The 18,867-nt window shown below is 66.5% G+C and carries 15 protein-coding genes; 10 read left to right on the forward strand and 5 right to left on the reverse strand.

From position 1 onward, the window contains the following. Nucleotides 1-71 precede the first annotated feature (71 nt). Nucleotides 72-2,897 carry a TonB-dependent receptor gene (locus INQ43_RS03235; protein ID WP_228062604.1) on the forward strand — a complete coding sequence of 942 codons (2,826 nt, stop codon included), beginning with the start codon at nt 72-74 and terminating at the stop codon, nt 2,895-2,897. A 222-nt stretch (nt 2,898-3,119) separates the two neighbouring features. On the opposite strand, the gene ppa is transcribed toward INQ43_RS03235, so the two are convergent. After that, on the reverse strand, nt 3,120-3,671 hold the full coding sequence (ppa, locus tag INQ43_RS03240; protein WP_194035073.1) for an inorganic diphosphatase: 552 nt from the start codon (nt 3,669-3,671) through the stop codon (nt 3,120-3,122). Between the two features lie 210 nt (nt 3,672-3,881). Here ppa and INQ43_RS03245 point away from each other — a divergent pair, with 210 nt between their 5' ends. After that, a complete protein-coding gene (locus tag INQ43_RS03245) occupies nt 3,882-5,420 on the forward strand; it encodes a M91 family zinc metallopeptidase (RefSeq protein ID WP_194037087.1) in 1,539 nt (512 codons plus the stop codon). Nucleotides 5,421-5,627: 207 nt separating this feature from the next. Then, nucleotides 5,628-6,179 (forward strand): hypothetical protein, encoded by a 552-nt coding sequence (locus tag INQ43_RS03250; protein WP_194037088.1) that lies wholly within the window; start codon nt 5,628-5,630, stop codon nt 6,177-6,179. Nucleotides 6,180-6,276: 97 nt separating this feature from the next. On the opposite strand, the gene INQ43_RS03255 is transcribed toward INQ43_RS03250, so the two are convergent. Continuing rightward, nucleotides 6,277-8,304: a sodium-translocating pyrophosphatase gene (locus INQ43_RS03255; RefSeq protein ID WP_194037089.1), complete on the reverse strand. Its 2,028-nt coding sequence runs from the start codon at nt 8,302-8,304 to the stop codon at nt 6,277-6,279. Between the two features lie 75 nt (nt 8,305-8,379). Then, nucleotides 8,380-9,636: a 6-phosphofructokinase gene (locus INQ43_RS03260; RefSeq protein WP_194037090.1), complete on the reverse strand. Its 1,257-nt coding sequence runs from the start codon at nt 9,634-9,636 to the stop codon at nt 8,380-8,382. A gap of 160 nt (nt 9,637-9,796) precedes the next feature. On the opposite strand from INQ43_RS03260, the gene INQ43_RS03265 reads away from it, so the two are divergent. Genes INQ43_RS03265 through INQ43_RS03275 form a run of 3 tightly spaced genes read left to right on the forward strand, consistent with a single transcriptional unit; the run spans nt 9,797 to nt 12,398 of the window. Then, nucleotides 9,797-10,375, forward strand: coding sequence for an adenylate kinase (locus tag INQ43_RS03265; RefSeq protein ID WP_194037091.1), 579 nt, complete (start codon nt 9,797-9,799; stop codon nt 10,373-10,375). A 7-nt stretch (nt 10,376-10,382) separates the two neighbouring features. Continuing rightward, a complete protein-coding gene (gene mpl, locus INQ43_RS03270) occupies nt 10,383-11,789 on the forward strand; it encodes a UDP-N-acetylmuramate:L-alanyl-gamma-D-glutamyl-meso-diaminopimelate ligase (protein ID WP_194037092.1) in 1,407 nt (468 codons plus the stop codon). Between the two features lie 9 nt (nt 11,790-11,798). Then, nucleotides 11,799-12,398, forward strand: coding sequence for an LON peptidase substrate-binding domain-containing protein (locus INQ43_RS03275; protein WP_194037093.1), 600 nt, complete (start codon nt 11,799-11,801; stop codon nt 12,396-12,398). A gap of 18 nt (nt 12,399-12,416) precedes the next feature. On the opposite strand, the gene INQ43_RS03280 is transcribed toward INQ43_RS03275, so the two are convergent. Beyond that, nucleotides 12,417-14,408 carry a bifunctional DedA family/phosphatase PAP2 family protein gene (locus INQ43_RS03280; RefSeq protein ID WP_194037094.1) on the reverse strand — a complete coding sequence of 664 codons (1,992 nt, stop codon included), beginning with the start codon at nt 14,406-14,408 and terminating at the stop codon, nt 12,417-12,419. A gap of 90 nt (nt 14,409-14,498) precedes the next feature. Between INQ43_RS03280 and INQ43_RS03285 the strand changes: the two genes are divergently transcribed. The 3 genes from INQ43_RS03285 to INQ43_RS03295 all read left to right on the forward strand — a co-directional run bounded on the left by INQ43_RS03285 (nt 14,499) and on the right by INQ43_RS03295 (nt 16,569). Further along, nucleotides 14,499-15,185, forward strand: a complete 687-nt coding sequence (locus INQ43_RS03285) for a serine/threonine protein kinase (protein ID WP_194037095.1) — start codon at nt 14,499-14,501, stop codon at nt 15,183-15,185. Between the two features lie 93 nt (nt 15,186-15,278). Continuing rightward, entirely contained in the window at nt 15,279-16,094 is an 816-nt protein-coding gene (locus INQ43_RS03290) for an NAD(P)-dependent oxidoreductase (protein ID WP_194037096.1), read from the forward strand. 52 nt (nt 16,095-16,146) lie between these two features. Then, nucleotides 16,147-16,569, forward strand: a complete 423-nt coding sequence (locus INQ43_RS03295; protein ID WP_194035084.1) for a VOC family protein — start codon at nt 16,147-16,149, stop codon at nt 16,567-16,569. An 11-nt stretch (nt 16,570-16,580) separates the two neighbouring features. Here INQ43_RS03295 and INQ43_RS03300 read toward each other — a convergent pair whose 3' ends face one another. Continuing rightward, the gene (locus INQ43_RS03300; RefSeq protein ID WP_194035085.1) at nt 16,581-17,456 is read right to left on the reverse strand and encodes an ion transporter; all 876 of its coding nucleotides are present in this window, start codon (nt 17,454-17,456) and stop codon (nt 16,581-16,583) included. A gap of 98 nt (nt 17,457-17,554) precedes the next feature. Here INQ43_RS03300 and INQ43_RS03305 point away from each other — a divergent pair, with 98 nt between their 5' ends. Beyond that, nucleotides 17,555-18,820 carry an acetylornithine/succinylornithine family transaminase gene (locus INQ43_RS03305; protein ID WP_194037097.1) on the forward strand — a complete coding sequence of 422 codons (1,266 nt, stop codon included), beginning with the start codon at nt 17,555-17,557 and terminating at the stop codon, nt 18,818-18,820. Nucleotides 18,821-18,867 lie beyond the last annotated feature (47 nt).

Genomic DNA, 18,867 nt, shown 5'->3' on the forward strand with positions numbered 1-18,867 from the left:
GCGAAGGGGTTTGGGTCGTAGCGTGTTCGGGGCGTTTAACACGCCCATAACGTTATTGGAGATAGACCCCGATGAATTACCGCAATCTGCGCCCCGCGCTGCGTCTCGGCATGCTGCCGGCCGCTGTCGCAGTGGCACTTGTGCCGGCCATTGCCGGCGCACAGGAAGCCCCGGCTTCCCAGGCCACCACCCTTGACCGCATTGAAGTCACCGGCTCGCGTATCCGCCAGGTCGACGTCGAGACCGCACAGCCGGTCCTGATGATTTCGCGTGCAGACATCGAGAACCAGGGCTTCAGCTCGGTCGCCGACATCCTGCAGAACATCTCTGCTGCCGGTTCTCCTGCGTTCAGCCGCGCCTCGCCGCTGACCGCCAACCAGGAAGCCGGTGGTTCGTACATCGACCTGCGCAATCTGGGCGCCCAGCGCACCCTGGTACTGATCAATGGCAAGCGCCTGGGCATCAGCACCAGCGGCTACCAGGACGTCTCCACCATTCCGTCCGCCGTTGTCGAGCGCATTGAGGTCCTGAAGGACGGCGCGTCCTCGATTTATGGCTCCGACGCGATTGCCGGCGTGATCAACATCATCACCCGCAGCAACTTCGACGGCGCGGAAGTCAATGCTTATTACGGCCAGTACGGCCAGGGCGACGGCACGGTCCAGAACTACGACTTCGTTACCGGATTCTCCGGCGATCGCGGCTCGGTCACCATCGGTGCCGAGTACCATCAGGAAGACGAAGTCTGGGCCAAGGATCGCTGGTTCTCCGAGGACACGCGTCCGGGCTATCCGAGCGCAAGCCTGACTACTGTTGGCCAATGGGGTAACTGGTACGACGAAGCCACTGAACAGTGGATGGCGCCTGATCGTGGCAGCAATGCCATCGGCGCCGGTAACTTCCATCCGCAGACCTCGGCCGACACCAGTCGCGCCTCGGACCAGATGCATCTGCGTACCCCGCAGGAGCGTCGCTCGCTGTTCGCCAGCGCCAACTGGGAAATCACCGACAACATCCGTTTCACCAGCGACCTGGCCTACAACCAGCGCGATTCGTTCCGCCAGATTGCCGGCTACCCGATGCAGTCGGCGGCGTTTGATACGCCGATGTCTGGCGACAGTGCCTTCAACCCGGTTCCAGGCACCGATATCGACTGGCGCCGCCGCGGTTGGGAAACCCCCCGTACCACGCAGAGCGATCTGACCACCTGGCGTTTCACCGCAGCCATTGAAGGTTCGTTCCAGCTGGCCGATCGTTACTTCGACTGGGACGTGGGCACTCTGTACAACGAGACCAACCTCACCACCACGAACAACGGCAACTTCTACATCCCGAATGTGGCCAATGCCGTGGGTCCGTCGTTTGTCAATGGTCAGGGCAATGTCGTTTGCGGCACCCCCGGCGCCGAAATTGCCGGTTGCGTGCCATGGAACCCGTTTGCGGGCTTCGGCACCGGTGCGGTCGCCAACTCCCTCGACGACCCGAACGTGATCGGCTACCTGTTCAAGGAAGAGCACGCCACCGGCTCGACGCAGACCAACAGCTACTTCGCCAACCTGGCGGGCTCGCTGTTCACGCTTCCCGCTGGCGACCTTGGCTTTGCGATCGGCTACGAGACCCGCAAGGAACAGGGCGGATTCTCACCGGACGCGATTGCACAGACTGGTGACTCGACCAACCTCGCGTCCGGCAACACCTACGGCCGCTACACGCTTGACGAGTTCTACGGCGAGCTGAGCATTCCGGTGCTGGCTGATGTCGCGTTTGCCAAGGAGCTCACCCTCAACGTCGCAAGCCGCTATTCGGACTACGACAGTTTCGGTGACACCACCAACAACAAGTTCGGCTTCAAGTGGCGTCCGTTCGACGACCTGCTCGTCCGCGGAACCTGGGCTGACGGCTTCCGTGCCCCGACCATCAGTGACCTGTACGGCGGCGGTTCGCAGACCTTCACCACGAACTTCAGCGATCCGTGCGACAGCATCTACGGTGCCGCACGCGGCAGTGCACGATGCCTGCAGGACGTTGCAGCGAACTACCGCCAGTTGAAGCAGGGCTTCATCCCGGTGGACAGCGAAGCGGATCAGACTCCGGTGCCGTTCACCAGCGGCTCCAACCCGAACCTGCAGCCTGAGCTGGCCAAGTCCAAGACCATCGGATTTGTATACAGCCCGAACTACGTGCAGGGCCTCAGCGTTGGCCTGGACTGGTGGAACATCAAGATCACCGATACGGTGGTTTCCGATAGCCCCAACCAGATCCTGCGTGACTGCTACATTGCCGGGATCGAGTCGCGCTGCAACAACTTCAGCCGCGATCCGGTGCTGGGAATTGTCACCGACCTCACCTACGGCATGCGTAACGCCGGCTACACCGAGACCGAAGGTTTTGACCTTGATGTCGGGTATCGGATGGACACGGACTACGGTCGGTTCGGCCTCAACTGGCAGTCCACTTACGTCAGCAAGTACGAACAGCGGCAGACGGATGACGTTGACGTTGTGCCCTCCCAGTACAACGGATTTGGTAGCAACTTCCGCGTGCGGTCCAACGCCAACCTGAGCTGGTCGCAGGGTGACTTCAGTGCGTCGTGGGGCATGCGCTACTACTCCGGGACGAAGGACAACTGCTATCTGGATCGCTGCAATATTCCGCAGTACCAGGCTCCGGACACCAACGGCAAGATCGTCAAGTACAACCGCGTAGGCGGCTCGACGTTCCACGACGTTCAGGTCGGTTGGAAGGCTCCGTGGAATGCGAAGGTGTCGATCGGTGCGAACAACGTGTTCGGCCATTACGGCCCGATCATGCACAGCCAGCCCAACTCGAACTTCGCGTACTACGGCGGCTACGACATCGGTCGCTTCATGTACCTGAAGTACCAGCAGAACTTCTGATCGGTTCATTGACCAGTTGAGTAACAAGGAAAACGGCCCCGGTAACGGGGCCGTTTTTCATTGGTGGGATCGAGGCGGCTGGCTCGCCGGTTCCGGTTCCGGTTCTGTGCGCCATTCCCACTGGGCAGCGCGGCGCGCGGATTTGCCACGCCGTATCCTCGCGCGCTGCAACCAAAAAAGCCGCCTGTCCGGCGGCTTTCGTCCACTTTCGAAGGACGCGGATCAGCGCGCAGGCGCGCCCTCTACGTCCGCCTGGTGACGCTTCATCGCATCCACCAGCACGGCCTTGGCCTCGGCGGCGTTGCCCCAGCCGTCCAGCCGGACCCACTTGTCCTTCTCCAGATCCTTGTAGTGCTCGAAGAAGTGGCCGATGCGCTCGCACCAGTGCGGGCTCACCTGGTCGATGTCGTGGATGTGGGCGTAACCGGCGAACACCGCGGCGACCGGCACCGCGAGGATCTTCTCGTCCTTGCCGGCCTCATCGCTCATGTTGAGCACGCCAACCGGGCGGCAGCGGATGACCGATCCGGGAATCAGCGGCAGCGGCAGGATGACCATCACGTCGGCGGGATCGCCGTCGCCGCACAGGGTGTTGGGCACGTAGCCGTAGTTGCACGGGTAGCGCATCGGCGTGGACAGGATGCGGTCGACGAAAATCGCTCCCGATTCCTTGTCGACCTCGTACTTCACCGGCTCGGCATCCTTCGGGATTTCGATGATTACGTTGATTTCTTCCGGTGGATTGTCGCCGGTGGTGACGTGGTCCAGACCCATGATTGCTCCAGGAGGTAGGGCGTCGGAGGCGACGCCGGGAAAGCCGGCCATTTTACCCGTCCAGCTGCTGCGATGCAGCAACGGCAGTGTTGCCGGCGCTTCGAGGCGATTTCCGGGTTGGCCAGCGGATCGCCCTCGGGTACGCCCCAGCTTGGCGCCGTCCGTACCAGTGCGTATCTATAGGGCAAGTCCACTGAACCGGTACCTGTCATGTCCCTGTCGCTCAACCCGTCCGCCACCCAGTCCCACACCGATCCCCGCCTGCAGTCGAACGACTACTGGAACAATCCGGCCGCGCGGGAGTCCGCGCCGCCGACCTGCGTCTCCACGGCAGACCCGGTGGGCGAGGGAAAGCGCAAATCGGCCGATGCGGTGGAGATCCAGGGCAGCTCGCGCGGCAAGCCGTTGCCGCCGGACAGCACGCCGGACGGCAAGACCGTAGAGCGCGCCGAGATCCACAAGGGTGAGCAGGTCGAGATCACCCGCGAGCAGACGATGGCCGACGCCGGCTACGGCCGCACCTACGTCAGCAGCGACCAGCTGGTGCTGACCACGGGCGCGGGCGATGACCGCGTCAATGTCGGCCAGCGCGACGATGGCACGCTGGATGTCACCGTCAACGGCGAGCAGTACGAGATGCGTCTGGGCGAAAGCCAGGAGCTGACCATCCGTGCCGGCGCCGGTGACGACGTGATCTGCGTCGCGCCCAACGTCAAGGTCAACATCGTGGTCGACGGTGGCGATGGCAATGACTTCATCCAGACCGGCGCCGGCGATGACCGCATCGACGGCGGCGCCGGTCACGACACGATCATTACCACCGGTGGCCGCAACGACATCTTCGGCAACAGCGGCAATGACACCATCCACGGCGGCGGCGCGGTGGATGTGATCCACGGCGGCGATGGCGATGACACCATCCACGGCGGCGCCGGCGACAATTTCATCGAAGGCGGCGCGGGCAACGACGTCATCCACGGCGGCAACGGCAACAACATCATTTCCGGCGGGCGCGGCGACGACGTGATCCGCAGCGGCACCGGCAACGACGTGATCTACACCGGCTCCGGCAAAAACCAGGTCGAGACCGCGGGCGGCGACAATGTCATCCACGCGCACTCCGTCGGTGACCTGATCAATTCGGCCACGGCAGCCAACGATACGGTGGTGAACGTGGAGATCGACTCGTCACTGGGCCAGACCATCAAGGTCGAGGGCTCGGACGCCTTCACCCAGCGCATCGGTGCCGAACTGGACATGCTGCGTGCCTCGCCGGTCGGACAGAAGATGCTGGCCGAGTTCGACGCCGCGGCCGAGAAGAAGGGCAACGTCGTCACCATCCGTGAGCTGGCCAGTGAGCAGAACGGTTATGCCCAGACCTTCAGCCGCGACGCGGACATCGTCAACGGTCGCCCGGGAGCGGGCGGTGACGTGACCATCAGCTACAACCCGAGCTTCCACATGGACGCGTTCCCGACCCCGATCGGCGTGCTTTACCACGAGATGTCGCACGCCTATAACGGCGTCAACGGCACGTTCCAGCCGGGCACCTATCGCGGCGAAGGCCCGGATTCGGGCAGTGTGCCGAACGCGGAGCGCCAGGCGGTTGGCCTGGAGACCAGCGCTCCAGCTTTCGACTTTGACGGTGACCCGTCCACGCCGCCCACCACCGCCAATCCCCACCATCTCACCGAGAACGGTTTCCGCCAGGAGCTCGGCTTGCCGGACCGTCCAAATTACACCCTGTAAGATCGGGCCAAACGCGGAGTCTGCATGACCAATCTTCGTAACGGCCGACCCCTGCCACGATCGACCACTGCGGCGGCCCTCGCCGCAGTGGTCGTGTTGGCAGCGGGTTGTGCGTGCGCAGCGACGCCGGCAGTATCGGGTGTCGTGGGGCCGACCCAACCGGCTGGCGTGGTCGACCCATCCTCGAAAGCTCCGGAGCCTGATTCAATGTCTGCAAGCCGCGCCGTCAGCACCGAAGCCACTGGAACCCTCGCGGCTGTGAAAGCCAGCTTCGACTATTCGCCATCGGAGCGTTTGTTGAAGGTGGCGTACCGGATCGACAACGCCAGCGATGCACCGCTGGCCGTGTTTGATCGCGGCGATCGCCACGCGGTGCTCTCGCGCCAGCACGCCGCGGGCGCGGTGCCGGCGCCGTTTTTCGCCGTGGACGAGCAGGGCGGTGTGACACTCAGCCATGAGGTCTTGCCGTTGCCGACGCCGGCGCCGACCTCTCCGCCGACGCCGTTGGCGGCCAAGGTGGCCCCAGGGGCCAGCATCGAAGGCAGCTTCGAGTTCGCACTGCCGATGTCGCTTGAAGGCGACCGGCTGCGCTGGTGCGTGGGCGTCGCGCCCTTCACCGAAGCTGATTTCAGCGCGGGAGAGAAGGCCGCCGGCATCGACCTGTGGCGTGCCTCGTTTGCCGTGGTGGAGAGCCAGCAACGCCTGTGCACGGCGTGGTTCGATCTGGAGCGTGGCGCGTTTGTGGAGTCCTCGCGCTGACGGTCCACGCGGCAATCCAGTGAACGCCGCCCAGGAAAAAGCCCCGCCGAAGCGGGGCTTTTTTTTACTGCTTTACGCAGTTACGCGCGACCGCCCATCAAAGCAGCGGCACCATCAGAAGGGCCACGATGTTGATGATCTTGATCAGCGGGTTGATCGCCGGGCCGGCGGTGTCCTTGGACGGATCGCCGACCGTATCGCCGGTCACCGCGGCCATGTGGGCCTCGCTGCCCTTGCCGCCGAAGTTGCCGTCCTCGATGTACTTCTTGGCGTTGTCCCAGGCGCCGCCGCCGGTGGTCATCGAGATCGCCACGAACAGCCCGGTGACGATGGTTCCGATGAGAACGCCCCCTAGTGCCACAGGACCCAGTACGAGTCCCACCACGATTGGCACCGCGACAGGAAGCAGTGACGGCAGGATCATCTCCTTGATCGCCGACCTGGTCAGCATGTCGACCGCGCGCGAGTAGTCCGGCCGGGCGGTGCCGGCCATGATCCCGGGGATCTCGCGGAACTGGCGGCGGACTTCCTCCACCACCGCACCGGCCGCGCGGCCGACCGCCTCCATCGCCATCGCACCGAACAGGTACGGAATCAGGCCGCCGATCAGCAGGCCGATGATCACCCGGTAGTCGGACAGGTCGAAGGTGAAGATCTCGCCCGGATTGTGGGTCTGCAGGTTGTGCGTGTAGTCGGCGAACAGCACCAGTGCCGCCAGCGCGGCCGAACCGATCGCATACCCCTTGGTCACCGCCTTGGTGGTGTTGCCGACCGCGTCCAGCGGGTCGGTGATGTCGCGGACCTCCGGCGGCAGGTCGGCCATCTCGGCGATCCCGCCGGCGTTGTCGGTGATCGGGCCATAGGCATCCAGGGCGACGATCATGCCCGCCATCGAGAGCATCGCCGTTGCCGCCGTCGCGATGCCGTACAGGCCACCGAGCATCTGGCAGGCCCAGATCGCGGCGCACACCGACAGCACCGGCCAGGCGGTGGACTTCATCGAGATCCCCAGCCCGGCGATGATGTTGGTCCCGTGGCCGGTGGTCGATGCCTGCGCGATGTGGCGCACCGGCTTGTACTGGGTGCCGGTGTAGTACTCGGTGATCCAGACGATCGCGCCGGTGAGCGCCAGCCCCACCAGCGCGCACAGGTACAGGTTGATCGTGCCGCCGCTGAAGTCGGCCATCAGGATCGTGGTCACCGGGTAGAACGCGATCGCCGAAAGCACGGCCGACACGATCACCCCCTTGTACAACGCGCCCATGATCGAGCCGCCAGCCTTCACCTTGACGAACAGCGTGCCGATGATCGAGGCGATGATCGACACGCCGCCCAATACCAGCGGATACAGCACGCCATTGGGGCCGACCTGGTCCACCATCAGGTAGCCCAGCAGCATCGTGGCGATCACCGTCACCGCGTAGGTCTCGAACAGGTCGGCCGCCATGCCCGCGCAGTCACCGACGTTGTCGCCGACGTTGTCGGCAATCACCGCGGGGTTGCGCGGGTCATCCTCGGGAATCCCGGCCTCGACCTTGCCGACCAGGTCCGCGCCGACGTCCGCACCCTTGGTGAAGATGCCGCCGCCCAGCCGGGCGAAGATCGAGATCAGCGAGGAGCCGAACGCCAGCCCGATCAGCGCATGCAGGGCCGGTTCGCCGACGATGCCCCTGCTGTCCAGCAGCAGCCAGTATCCGGCCACGCCGAGCAGGCCCAGACCCACCACCAGCATGCCGGTGATGGCGCCGCCGCGGAACGCCACGTCCATCGCCGGACCGATGCCGCGCCTGGCAGCCTCGGCGGTGCGCACGTTGGCACGCACCGACACGTTCATTCCGATATAGCCGGCCGCGCCCGACAGGATCGCGCCCAATGCGAAACCGCCCGCCGTCCACCAGCCCAGCATCAGGGCGATCAAAACGAACAGGACCACCCCGGCAACGGAGATGGTCAGGTATTGCCGGTTGAGATACGCGCGTGCGCCTTCCTGGATCGCCCCCGCGATCTCCTGCATGCGTTCGTTGCCGGCGGGTTGCGCGTTGATCCAACGCGCCGAGATGATCCCGTACAGGATCGCGATGACGGCGCAGCCAAGCGCCAGGTACAGACCGTAATGCTCCAGCATGAACTCCTCCCCAGATAGAAGTGGACTACGTGGAATTTCCGATTGCCCCGCGACTATGGCACAGCGTGAAACCCCTTATTCGTGCCAGGGCGCAAGCAATGCGGGCACGGCCACGTTTTTCAGCGTGACGTACCTGGGTAGTCCGTCCGCGCCGTAAGGCGGCGGCGCTTCGCCGTGGATCAGCGGGCCGAGGTAGGCCCGCGCCTTGGCGGTAATCCCATAGCCGTCGCGGCGGATGAAGCCGGCCGGCAAGGTTTTTTCCTTGTTGGCGATCTTCGACAAAGGCGCGGCTTCCACTTTCCAGCGGTAGGGCGCGTCGGCGGTGCGGACGATCACCGGCATCATCGCGTTCATTCCGTCCAGCGCGTACTCCACCGCGGCGGTGCCAACCGCCTGCGCATGCTCCAGATCGGTCCTGGACGCCAGGTGCCGCGCCGAGCGCTGCAGGTAGTCCGGCAGCGCCCAATGGACTTTGTAACCCAGCGTGTCCTGCACGCGGCCTGCCAGGTGCGAGGCGACGCCGCCCAGTTGCTTGTGCCCGAACGAATCGGTGCGCCCGCCTGCATCGGCGATGAACCTGCCATCGGCGTCGCGGATGCCTTCGCTGGCGACCACCACGCAATAGCCGACGCGTTCGACGGTGACCTTCACTTTGGCCAGAAAATCCGCCTCGTCAAAGCTCCGTTCCGGCAACAGGATGAGGTGGGGCGCGTCGTCGGGACCTTCGCCGGCCAGTCCGGCTGATGCGGCCAGCCAGCCAGCGTGGCGCCCCATCGCCTCGTAGATGAAAACCTTGGTGGAGGTTTCGGCCATCGCCGCGACGTCCAGCGCGGCCTCGCGCACCGACACCGCGGTGTATTTCGCGGCCGATCCGAAGCCGGGGCTGCAGTCGGTCAGCGCCAGGTCGTTGTCGATCGTCTTGGGCACGCCGATGCAGTGCAGCGGATAGTCGTACTCGGCGGCCAGGCGGGAGACCTTCAAGGCGGTATCGGCCGAATCGTTGCCGCCGTTGTAGAGGAACCAGCGCACGTCGTGGGCGCGGAAGACGTCGATCAGGCGCTCGTACTTCGCCCGGTCCTCCTCCAGCGACTTGAGCTTGAGCCGGCAGGAACCAAACGCACCGCCCGGGGTGTGGGCGAGGGCGCGGATGTCGGCGATCGACTCTTTCGAGGTATCGATGAGCTCCTCGCGCAGCACGCCAAGGATGCCGTCGCGCGCAGCCAGAACCTTGACCTTGCGTTTGCGTGCGGTCTGGATGACCGCCGAGGCAGTGGCATTGATGACGGCCGTGACGCCGCCGGACTGGGCGTAGAGCAGTGTTCCAGAAGGCATGGGGATTCCAGGAATATGAATGCCGGCGGCGGTCAAGGATGCGTTAAGCTGATTGCCGTTTGCCGGGCTGGTTGAGAGGCTGCTGCGAGTGTAGCGCCGGCCCCGTGTGGCCCAGGTACACAGCCCTGGCCAGCACCAAATTCAGACACAGGAGACAGCGATGCGATTGGTACTTCTCGGCCCCCCCGGCTCCGGCAAGGGCACCCAGGCCGTGCGCCTGAAGGAACACCTGCAGGTTCCGCACATTTCCACCGGCGACCTGCTGCGCGCCGAGGTGGCCGCCGAAAGCAAGCTGGGCATCGAGGCCAGGGAAGTGATGGCCCGCGGCGAGCTGGTCTCCGACGAGATCCTGCTCGGCATGCTGGAAAACCGGTTCTCCCAGGAGGACACCAGGGGCGGTTTCATCCTGGACGGCTATCCGCGCAACCTGGCCCAGGCCGATGCGTTGACCGCGCTGCTGGAGCGCATCGGCCAGCCGATGGATGCGGCCGTGCAGCTTGACGTGCCTTCCGAACTGCTGGTGGAGCGCATCGCCGGCCGCGCCAAGGCCGAAGGCCGCGCCGACGACACGCCCGAGTCGGTGCGCACGCGCCTGAAGGTGTACTCGGACCAGACCGAGCCGGTGGTCGACTTCTTCCGCCAGCGCGGCAAGCTCAGCGTCGTCGATGGCGTCGGTTCGCTGGACGACGTGTTCGCGCGGATCATCTCGGCGTTGAAGCCGGTTCCCGAGGTCGGCTGATCGCGCGATGAAATTGCATATCCTTGGCGTCGCCGGTACGTTCATGGGCGGCGTGGCAACGCTCGCCCGCGAGCTGGGCCATCAGGTCGAAGGCAGCGACCAGGCGGTGTACCCGCCGATGTCCACGCTGCTGAAAACGCTGGGCATCGAGCTGCGCCAGGGGTACGAGCCGGGCAACATCTCCGCCGACTGCGACCAAGTCGTCGTCGGCAACGCGCTCTCGCGCGGCAACCCGGCTGTCGAGCAGGTGCTCGATGACGGACGCGCGTACACCTCCGGGGCGCAGTGGCTGGCCGAGAACGTGCTTCCGGGGCGGGACGTGCTCGCCGTCGCCGGCACGCATGGCAAGACCACGACCACCTCGATACTGATGTGGCTGCTGGAGGCCGCCGGCCGCGGTCCGGGCTTCCTGATCGGCGGCGTGGCCGAGGACTTCGGGGTTTCCGCGCGCGTCGGCACCGGCCGCGAGTTCGTGGTCGAGGCGGACGAGTACGACACCGCGTTCTTCGACAAGCGCAGCAAGTTCGTCCACTACCGCCCGCTGGTCGCGATCCTCAACAACCTGGAGTTCGACCACGCCGACATTTTTCCCGACGTGGCCGCGATCCAGCGCCAGTTCCACCATCTGGTGCGGACCGTGCCGCGTCGTGGCTGCCTGGTCGTCAACGGCGAGGACGCGCACCTGGCCGAAGTGTTGGGAATGGGCTGCTGGACGCCGGTGCAGACTTTCGGGCTGGATGCCGCGGCAGCGGTCGCTCCGGTGTCGCCGGCGTTTGCATTCAACTGGACGGCCCGCCTGCTGGCCGAAGATGGCAGCCGCTTCGTCGTCGTCCACGACGGCGCAGAAGTGGGCGAGGTCAATTGGCCCCTGCTGGGCCGGCACAACGTCATGAACGCGCTGGCCGCACTGGCGACCGCGCACCAGGTCGGCGTCGAACTGCCGGACGTGCTCACGGCGCTGGCCGGGTTCAGCAGCGTCAAACGGCGGATGGAGCGGGTGGGCGAGTGCGCCGGCATCACCGTCCACGACGATTTTGCCCACCACCCCACCGCGATCGCGACCACCTTGGCCGGACTGCGCGCGCGGGTCGGTGACGCGCGCATCGTCGCGGCGCTGGAGCCGCGCAGCAATTCGATGCGCCTGGGCGCCCATGCCGACGCGCTGGCGCCGTCGCTGGAACAGGCGGACGCGGTCGTGTTCCTGCATCGCCCCGAGCTGGCCTGGGACGCGGGTGCGGTGGTCGCCGGGCTGCGTGGTGAAGGCAGCACGGCGCCGGATGTCGAGAGCCTGGTGGCCGAACTGGTCACACGGGTCCGGCCCGGTGACCACGTGTTGTTCATGTCCAATGGCGGTTTTGACAATGCGCCGCGCCGCTTCCTGGCCGCGCTTCAGGACCGGCCGCCACTGCGCTAGGCTGGGGCAATGCCCATCGATACCGCTCCCGAGACGCTCCCCCTGTTCCCGCTGCCCACGGTGCTCCTGCCGGGCGCGCCGCTGGGACTGAGGGTGTTCGAGCCGCGTTACCTGGACATGATCCGCGAGTGCGGCCGCAACGAATCGGGTTTTGGCGTCTGCCTGATCCTGGAGGACGAGGGCGACGGCAAGACCCGGGGCGCCGCGGCGGCCTACGGCACCGAGGCGCGCATCGAGGATTTCGACCTGGGTGAAGACGGCCTGCTCACGCTGCAGGTGCGCGGGACACGCCGGTTCCGGGTGCGCGATGTGCGCATCCGTGACAACGGTCTGCAGGTCGCCCGGATCGACTGGTGCGAGCCGGAGCCCGTATCCCTGCTGTCGCCTGAGCATGGGCTGCTGTCGACCTTGTTGCGCGGCATCCTGGAGCGCTTCGGCGGCGAGTACGCCAAGGCCGATCAGGTCCTGTTCGATGACGCGTCATGGATCGGCTGGCGGCTGGCCGAGCTGTTGCCGCTGGAGGATGAGCAACGCCAGCAGCTGTTGCAGATCGACGATCCCGATGAGCGCCTGGACCGTCTGCTGGTGCTGTTGCCCGACGAAAGCTGAGCCCGCGTCCAGCGCCGGTCAGGGCCCGGTGCGTACGCGCAGCACGTTGACGCCGGTGTTTGGGTGCAGGCCCTGCTGCATCTCAAAGCCCTCCAAAGCGGCAGTCACCAGCGCGTGGGCCTCGCCGTCGTGTGGACGCGGCAGCCACAACACCGCCGCGCCGAGCGGCTTGGCCAGGTGCAGGGTCTGGGTCGTGCCCAGCCACAGCGGCGCGCCGTCCTCCAGCAGCACCGGCGCCGACCACAGCCGCAGCGCGTAACGCTCGTGCGGAATGCGCCCGGGATGGAGCATCAGCAGGCTTTCGGCGTGTGCATCCAAGGTGGCCGGCAGGACCACCTGCTTGCCAATCGGCGTGTCGTCGTCCAGCAGGTTGAGCGTTGCGGCCCAGTCCGCCTGCGGCTGGACCTGCCAGCCGGCGGCCTCCAGGGCGGCCTGCAGCGGCGCCAGTGAGCCGGCGACCTGGACGTCCAGCGGCCAGCGGCGGCGGGGATCGTTTTCGTTGCGTTGCGCCGGAAGGTTCGTCCAGCCGTCGCGCCACCAGCTGTCGCGTTCCACGTAGGTGGTAGGCGCGGCGGGCTCGAACAGGGGCAGCAGCCGGTCGGCTGCGCCGGGTGCGTGCCACAGCCCCGCGGCGATGAACGTGATGTAGAACACCGCCGCCAGCGGGCGCATCCAGAACGAGCGGGCGACATGGCTGCGATAGGCGATCCCCAAGATCAGCAGCCAGACCAGGCCGAACAGCGCGCTGCCGACCAGGTCGCTGAACCAGTGCGCGCCCAGATACAGCCGCGCGAAGGCCACCACCGCGGTGATTACACCCGCCAGCAGGTAGGGCCAGACGCGCTTTCGCCCCGGCAGTTCGCGCGCGATGAGCACGGCGAAGAAGCCGAACACGATGGTCGTCATCGTCACCGTGACCGACGGAAATCCGAAACCTGCGGGCGCGGTCGGCGGGCGCGGCATGTCGATGACCGCCTCCAGCAGCGCGGTCAATGCCAAACCGAACACCAGCGCGGCCAGCCAGTGCGCGGCAGCCATCCAGCGCCGCCGCCACAACAGGTAGGCCAGCGCCACCGCCGCGGCGGAGCCCAGCACCTGCATGTCGCCCAGGCTCGCCAGACCGGCCATCAGCCCATCGGCGAGCGGATTGCGCAACCCGTACATCACCGCGTTGATGTGGTGGTCGATCGCCAATGGGCCGCCGCTGGCGAGCAGGGTCGCCAACAGCGCAAAGCAGCCCCAGCTGATCGCCAGCAGGGAGACCGCAAGCATCGCCAGCGAGGCGGACTCCGGGCGGTTGGGGTCGACCAGGGCGCGCGCGTAGCGGCCCAGCTTGGGATGGCGGCGGGTCCACGCCAGCAAACGCGCGAGCGACACGTCGGCATTCTGGGCGAACCAGCGCCAGCTGTAGAGCACCATCGCCCAGACCAGCGCCACCGCGACCGCCAGTCCGCCCAGGGCGAGCGCGAGGCGGTCGGCCACTGCTGCGACCGCGTCGTAGGAAGCGCCGAGCACCCAACCCGGGGCGAGGAACAGCCCGGCCCACACCAGCGCGGCGAACGCGCTGGGGATCGCGTAGCGCTTGACCGGCATGTGCAGCATGCCGGCGATGGCCGGCACGAACGGACGCACCGCGCCGACGAAGCGCGCGATCAGGATGCTCTTGACGCCGTGGCGGCGGAACATCGTCTCGCCGCGATCCAGCCATTGCGGGTAGCGCAGGAACGGCCAGTGCGCGCGCAGCCGCTGCGGCCCAAGGTGGCGGCCGAACCAGTAACTCAAGCCATCGCCGGCAAATGCTCCCGCGGCCGCACATACCAGCGCATACGGCCCATTGACGTGGCCCAGGCCGATCAGCGCGCCCGCGGCGAACAGCAGCGGCAGGGCCGGTACCACGATGCCGACGATCACCAGCGCATCGCAGAAGGCGATCAGGAAGATGAGCGCGCCGGCTGCGATGGGATGGGTACCGATCCACTCGGTAATGGTTTCGAGCCACGCGGAATTCATCGCCGCATTATGGCAGCGGCCAGCGCGACGGGCGCATGCAAAGAGGCCGCCATGGCGCGCGCTGGAGGCAAGTCCGTAGACTTGCGCTCCATGTCCGTCAGCAAACCTCCGTTGGATACCGCCGACGCAGCCGTCGAGATCGAGGCGCTCAAGGCCGACAGCTTCGGCCGCATCTCCTTGATGCGCGGTCCGCAGGGCGTGTTCGTGCGCCGCGATCTGGGCCATGTGCCGCTGTGGCTGCGATTGCCGGCGTGGTGGCTGGCGCGGCGCGAGGCGCGCGGTTTGCAGCGTGTCATCGGCATCCAGGATGTGCCGCTTCTGCTCAACTGGGATGGCCGCCGGCTCGACCGCAGCTACATGGCAGGCGCGCCGATGTACCTGGCGCCGCCACACGGCGATCTGGCCTACTTCCGCGAGGCGCGCCGGCTTCTGGGGCAGTTGCACCGCTGCGGGCTGGCCCACAACGACCTGGCCAAGGAGGCCAACTGGCTGGTCCTGGAAGACGGCCGCCCCGGCATCATCGATTTCCAGCTGGCGGTCCGGGGCAACCCGCGCTCGCGATGGATGCGCCTGCTTGCACGCGAGGACCTGCGCCACCTGCTCAAGCACAAGCGCACCTACTGCCCGCAGCACATCACGCCGGTGGAGCGGCGCGTGCTCAAGCGCCATTCGTGGGTGCGCGACGCGTGGTTCGCCACCGGCAAGCCGGTCTATCGGTTCGTCACCCGACGCTTGCTGAAGTGGGAAGACAACGAGGGCCGCGGGCCGCAGCCCTGACACGGAGATCCGCTGATCGACGCGGCTGATCGACGGCGCTGATCCAGGGACGCCGGCCTACAATGGCGGCCCTCCCTCACCAGTCGAGCTGCCATGTCCAGCCTGTCCGGCAAGACCCTGTTCATTACCGGCGCCTCGCGCGGCATCGGTCGCGCTATCGCGCTTCGCGCCGCGCGTGACGGCGCCAATGTCGCCATCGCGTCCAAGTCCTCCACGCCCAACCCCAAGCTGGCCGGCACGATCCACTCGGTCGCCGCTGAGGTGGACGCCGCCGGCGGCAAAGGGCTCGCGCTCAAGTGCGATATCCGCGATGAGGACCAGGTCCTGGCTGCCGTCGCGGCAACCGTGGAGGCGTTCGGCGGGATCGATATCCTGGTCAACAACGCCAGCGCAATCTGGCTGCGCGGCACGCTCGACACGCCGATGAAGCGTTTCGACCTGATGCAGCAGGTGAATGCGCGCGGCAGCTTCCTGTGCGCGCAGGCCTGCCTGCCGCACCTGCTGAAGGCGGCCAACCCGCACATCCTCAGCCTGGCGCCGCCGCCCAGCCTGGACCCCAAGTGGTGGGGCCCGCACACCGGCTACACGCTCGCCAAGATGGGGATGAGCTTCGTGACCATCGGCCTGGCGGCGGAGTTCGGTCCGCAGGGTGTCGCCGTCAACGCGCTCTGGCCGCGCACGATCATCGCTACCGACGCCCTGAACATGATTCCCGGCATCGACATGGCGGGCTGCCGCACCCCGGAGATCGTCGCCGATGCCGCCCACGCCGTCCTGGTGCGCGAGGCCGCCGGGTTCCATGGCCAGTTCCTGATCGACGACGACGTGCTGGCCGAGGCCGGAGTGGAGGACTTTTCCGGGTACGCGGTCGATCCATCGCGCGAGCTCCTGTCCGACCTGTTCCTGTAATCGGGTCCACAACGATCCATCGCGCGCTTTTCGCGCCAATGAGGAGAGTCCGATGAAGTACCTGCACGCGATGCTGCGCGTCCATGACCTGGACGCGACCAGCCGGTTTTTCACCGAAGGCCTGGGCCTGAAGCAGACCCGGCGGATGGACAGCGAGGAGGGCCAATTCACCCTAGTGTATTTCGGCGCACCGGAGAATCCGCAGGCCGAGATCGAACTGACCCACAACTGGGGGTCGGATGAGGATTACGGCAACGCCCGCAACTTCGGTCATCTCGCGTTCGAAGTCGACGACATCTACGCGACCTGCGCGCACCTGCAGTCGCTGGGCGTGACCATCAACCGTCCGCCGCGCGATGGACGGATGGCGTTCGTGCTGTCACCGGACCGGATCTCCATCGAGTTGCTGCAGAAAGGCGAGCGCCTGCCGCCTGCGGAGCCGTGGGCTTCAATGCCCAATACCGGCCAGTGGTAGCGGCTCGCCGCTCAGTCCATCAGCTCCGGTAGCGCCCCGCCGCAACGGCGGCAGTAGCGGGCATCCGACTCGTGCCCTTCCAGCCCGCACACCGGACAGCCACGGTTGTCGTGGCGCTCGCGCTCGTTGCCTTTTGCCCGGCGCATGCTGGTGGCCAGTTCGGCGGTATAGATCCCTGTGGGCACGGCGATGATGCTGTAACCGATCAGGATCAGGGTGGAGGTGATCAAGCGGCCGATGCCGGTCTGCGGGGCGAGATCGCCGAAGCCCACCGTGGCCATGGTCACGATCGCCCAGTACATCCCGGTTGGGATGGTGCTGAAGCCGTACTCGGGGCCTTCGATGACGTACATCAGCGCACCGAAGATCAGCGCGATGGTGAGCAGCACGCTGACGAACAGGAAGATCTTGCGCCGGCTGCGCCACAGCGCGCCCGTCAGGACACTGCCTTCCTCGACGTAGCGGGTCAGCTTGAGGATCCGGAACACGCGCAGCACGCGCAGGATCCGCACCACCAGCAAGGCCTGCGTGCCCGGCAGGAAGAACGACAGGTAGGTCGGCAGGATCGAGAGCAGGTCGATCACGCCCCACATGCTCAGCGCATACCGCAGCGGGCGCTTTACCACCACCAGCCGCAATAGATATTCGGCGGTGAACACCAGGGTGAAGCCCCACTCGATCCGGTACAGGGCCTGGGCGTGGTCGATGTGCAGCCAGGGGTCGCTGTCGAGCATGATCACGATCACGCTGGCGAGGATGGTCAGGATCAGCAGCAGGTCGAAGTTGCGCGCCGGCGGGGTGTCGTGGTGGTAGATGATCTCGAACCAGCGCCGCCGCCAACCGCTTTCGGTGGCGGGGTTGAGTTGAGGCGTGAACAACAGGCGCATCGCGTTCCTCCAAGGGCACCTCGACCGGCAGGTTGGGAAAGCCGGAGGGCGCGTGTATCGGGGAGAATACCTGCTCGCCCACCGCAGACCCGAGCGCCATGACCGATCCCGCCCAACTGCACCAGCTCAGCGAGCGCTACTACCTGCCGGTCTACCGGCCGCATCCGATCGTGCTCGACCGCGGCCAGGGCTCACGCGTGTGGGACAGCGCCGGTCGGGAATACGTCGACTTCGGCGCCGGCATCGCGGTCAATGCGCTGGGCCATGCGCATCCGGCGCTGATTGCCGCGCTGACTGCGCAGGCTGCCAAGCTGTGGCACACCAGCAACGTGTTTGTCAGCGAGCCGCCGCTGAAGCTGGCCCAGGCCCTGGTGGACGCGGCGGGTTTCGCCGAGCAGGTGTTCTTCTGCAACTCCGGCGCAGAGGCCAACGAGGCGGCGATCAAGCTGGCGCGGCAATGGGCGGCCGGGCAAGGCCGCGCGCCCGACAGGCGCGTCATCCTGACCTTCCGCGGCGGTTTCCACGGACGCACGCTGGCGACGGTGACGGCCACTGCGCAACCCAAATACCAGGCCGGTTTCGAGCCGCTACCGGGCGGCTTCCGCTACAGCGATTTCAACGACCTGCATGCCGCCGAAGCCGCGATGGCTGCCGGCGACGTGTGCGCGGTGCTGGTCGAGCCGGTCCAGGGCGAGGGCGGGGTGACGCCAGCCACCGACGACTTCCTCCACGGCCTGCGGACCCTGTGCGATCGCCATGGCGCGCTGCTGATGCTTGACGAGATCCAGTGCGGAATGGGTCGCACCGGCACGCTGTTCGCCTGCGACGGCTACGGCGTGCGCCCCGACGTGGTGACCCTGGCGAAGGCGCTGGGAGCCGGCTTTCCGATCGGCGCGATGCTGGTCGGCCCGGCCGCTGCCGGAGGCATGGGCTTCGGCCAGCACGGCAGCACCTTCGGCGGTAACCCCTTGGCCGCTGCGGTGGCGCTGGTGGCGCTGCGCGAAATCGCATCCCCAGGCGTGCTGGCGAACGTGGCGCGTCAGGCGCAGGCGCTGCGAGCCGGCCTGGAGGACATCAACCGTGACCTGGGCGTATTCGACGAGATCCGCGGCCGCGGATTGATGATCGGTGCCCAGCTGAGTCCGGACCGCGCCGGCGAGGCTAGCGCAATCCTCGGGCACTGCCTGGAGCACGGCCTGCTGTTGCTGCAGGCGGGACCGGATGTGCTGCGCTTCGTGCCGGCACTGAACATCCGCGATGAGGACGTGGCCGAGGGCTTGCAGCGCCTGCGGCAGGCGCTGCAAGCGCATCTGGATGCGACGCGAAGGTCATTACCGGGCGCCACGCTGGGTACGGCGAAGTAAATCCGCAGGCGATATTTCTAGCGTGACGCGCCGCTGGCGCCGGGGCT

It is taken from the genome of Lysobacter sp. H23M47 (genome assembly GCF_015209765.1).
Lineage (GTDB): Bacteria > Pseudomonadota > Gammaproteobacteria > Xanthomonadales > Xanthomonadaceae > Novilysobacter > Novilysobacter avium.

Excerpts from the sequence above, each read along its gene's own strand:
- INQ43_RS03250 (WP_194037088.1), top strand. The coding sequence starts at position 5,628 with ATGTCTGCAAGCCGCGCCGTCAGCACCGAAGCCACTGGAACCCTCGCG.
- INQ43_RS03260 (WP_194037090.1), bottom strand. The coding sequence starts at position 9,636 with ATGCCTTCTGGAACACTGCTCTACGCCCAGTCCGGCGGCGTCACGGCC.
- INQ43_RS03265 (WP_194037091.1), top strand. The coding sequence starts at position 9,797 with ATGCGATTGGTACTTCTCGGCCCCCCCGGCTCCGGCAAGGGCACCCAG.
- mpl (WP_194037092.1), top strand. The coding sequence starts at position 10,383 with ATGAAATTGCATATCCTTGGCGTCGCCGGTACGTTCATGGGCGGCGTG.
- INQ43_RS03300 (WP_194035085.1), bottom strand. The coding sequence starts at position 17,456 with ATGCGCCTGTTGTTCACGCCTCAACTCAACCCCGCCACCGAAAGCGGT.
- INQ43_RS03280 (WP_194037094.1), bottom strand. The coding sequence starts at position 14,408 with ATGAATTCCGCGTGGCTCGAAACCATTACCGAGTGGATCGGTACCCAT.
- INQ43_RS03235 (WP_228062604.1), top strand. The coding sequence starts at position 72 with ATGAATTACCGCAATCTGCGCCCCGCGCTGCGTCTCGGCATGCTGCCG.
- INQ43_RS03255 (WP_194037089.1), bottom strand. The coding sequence starts at position 8,304 with ATGCTGGAGCATTACGGTCTGTACCTGGCGCTTGGCTGCGCCGTCATC.
- INQ43_RS03295 (WP_194035084.1), top strand. The coding sequence starts at position 16,147 with ATGAAGTACCTGCACGCGATGCTGCGCGTCCATGACCTGGACGCGACC.
- INQ43_RS03285 (WP_194037095.1), top strand. The coding sequence starts at position 14,499 with ATGTCCGTCAGCAAACCTCCGTTGGATACCGCCGACGCAGCCGTCGAG.
- INQ43_RS03290 (WP_194037096.1), top strand. The coding sequence starts at position 15,279 with ATGTCCAGCCTGTCCGGCAAGACCCTGTTCATTACCGGCGCCTCGCGC.
- ppa (WP_194035073.1), bottom strand. The coding sequence starts at position 3,671 with ATGGGTCTGGACCACGTCACCACCGGCGACAATCCACCGGAAGAAATC.
- INQ43_RS03275 (WP_194037093.1), top strand. The coding sequence starts at position 11,799 with ATGCCCATCGATACCGCTCCCGAGACGCTCCCCCTGTTCCCGCTGCCC.
- INQ43_RS03305 (WP_194037097.1), top strand. The coding sequence starts at position 17,555 with ATGACCGATCCCGCCCAACTGCACCAGCTCAGCGAGCGCTACTACCTG.
- INQ43_RS03245 (WP_194037087.1), top strand. The coding sequence starts at position 3,882 with ATGTCCCTGTCGCTCAACCCGTCCGCCACCCAGTCCCACACCGATCCC.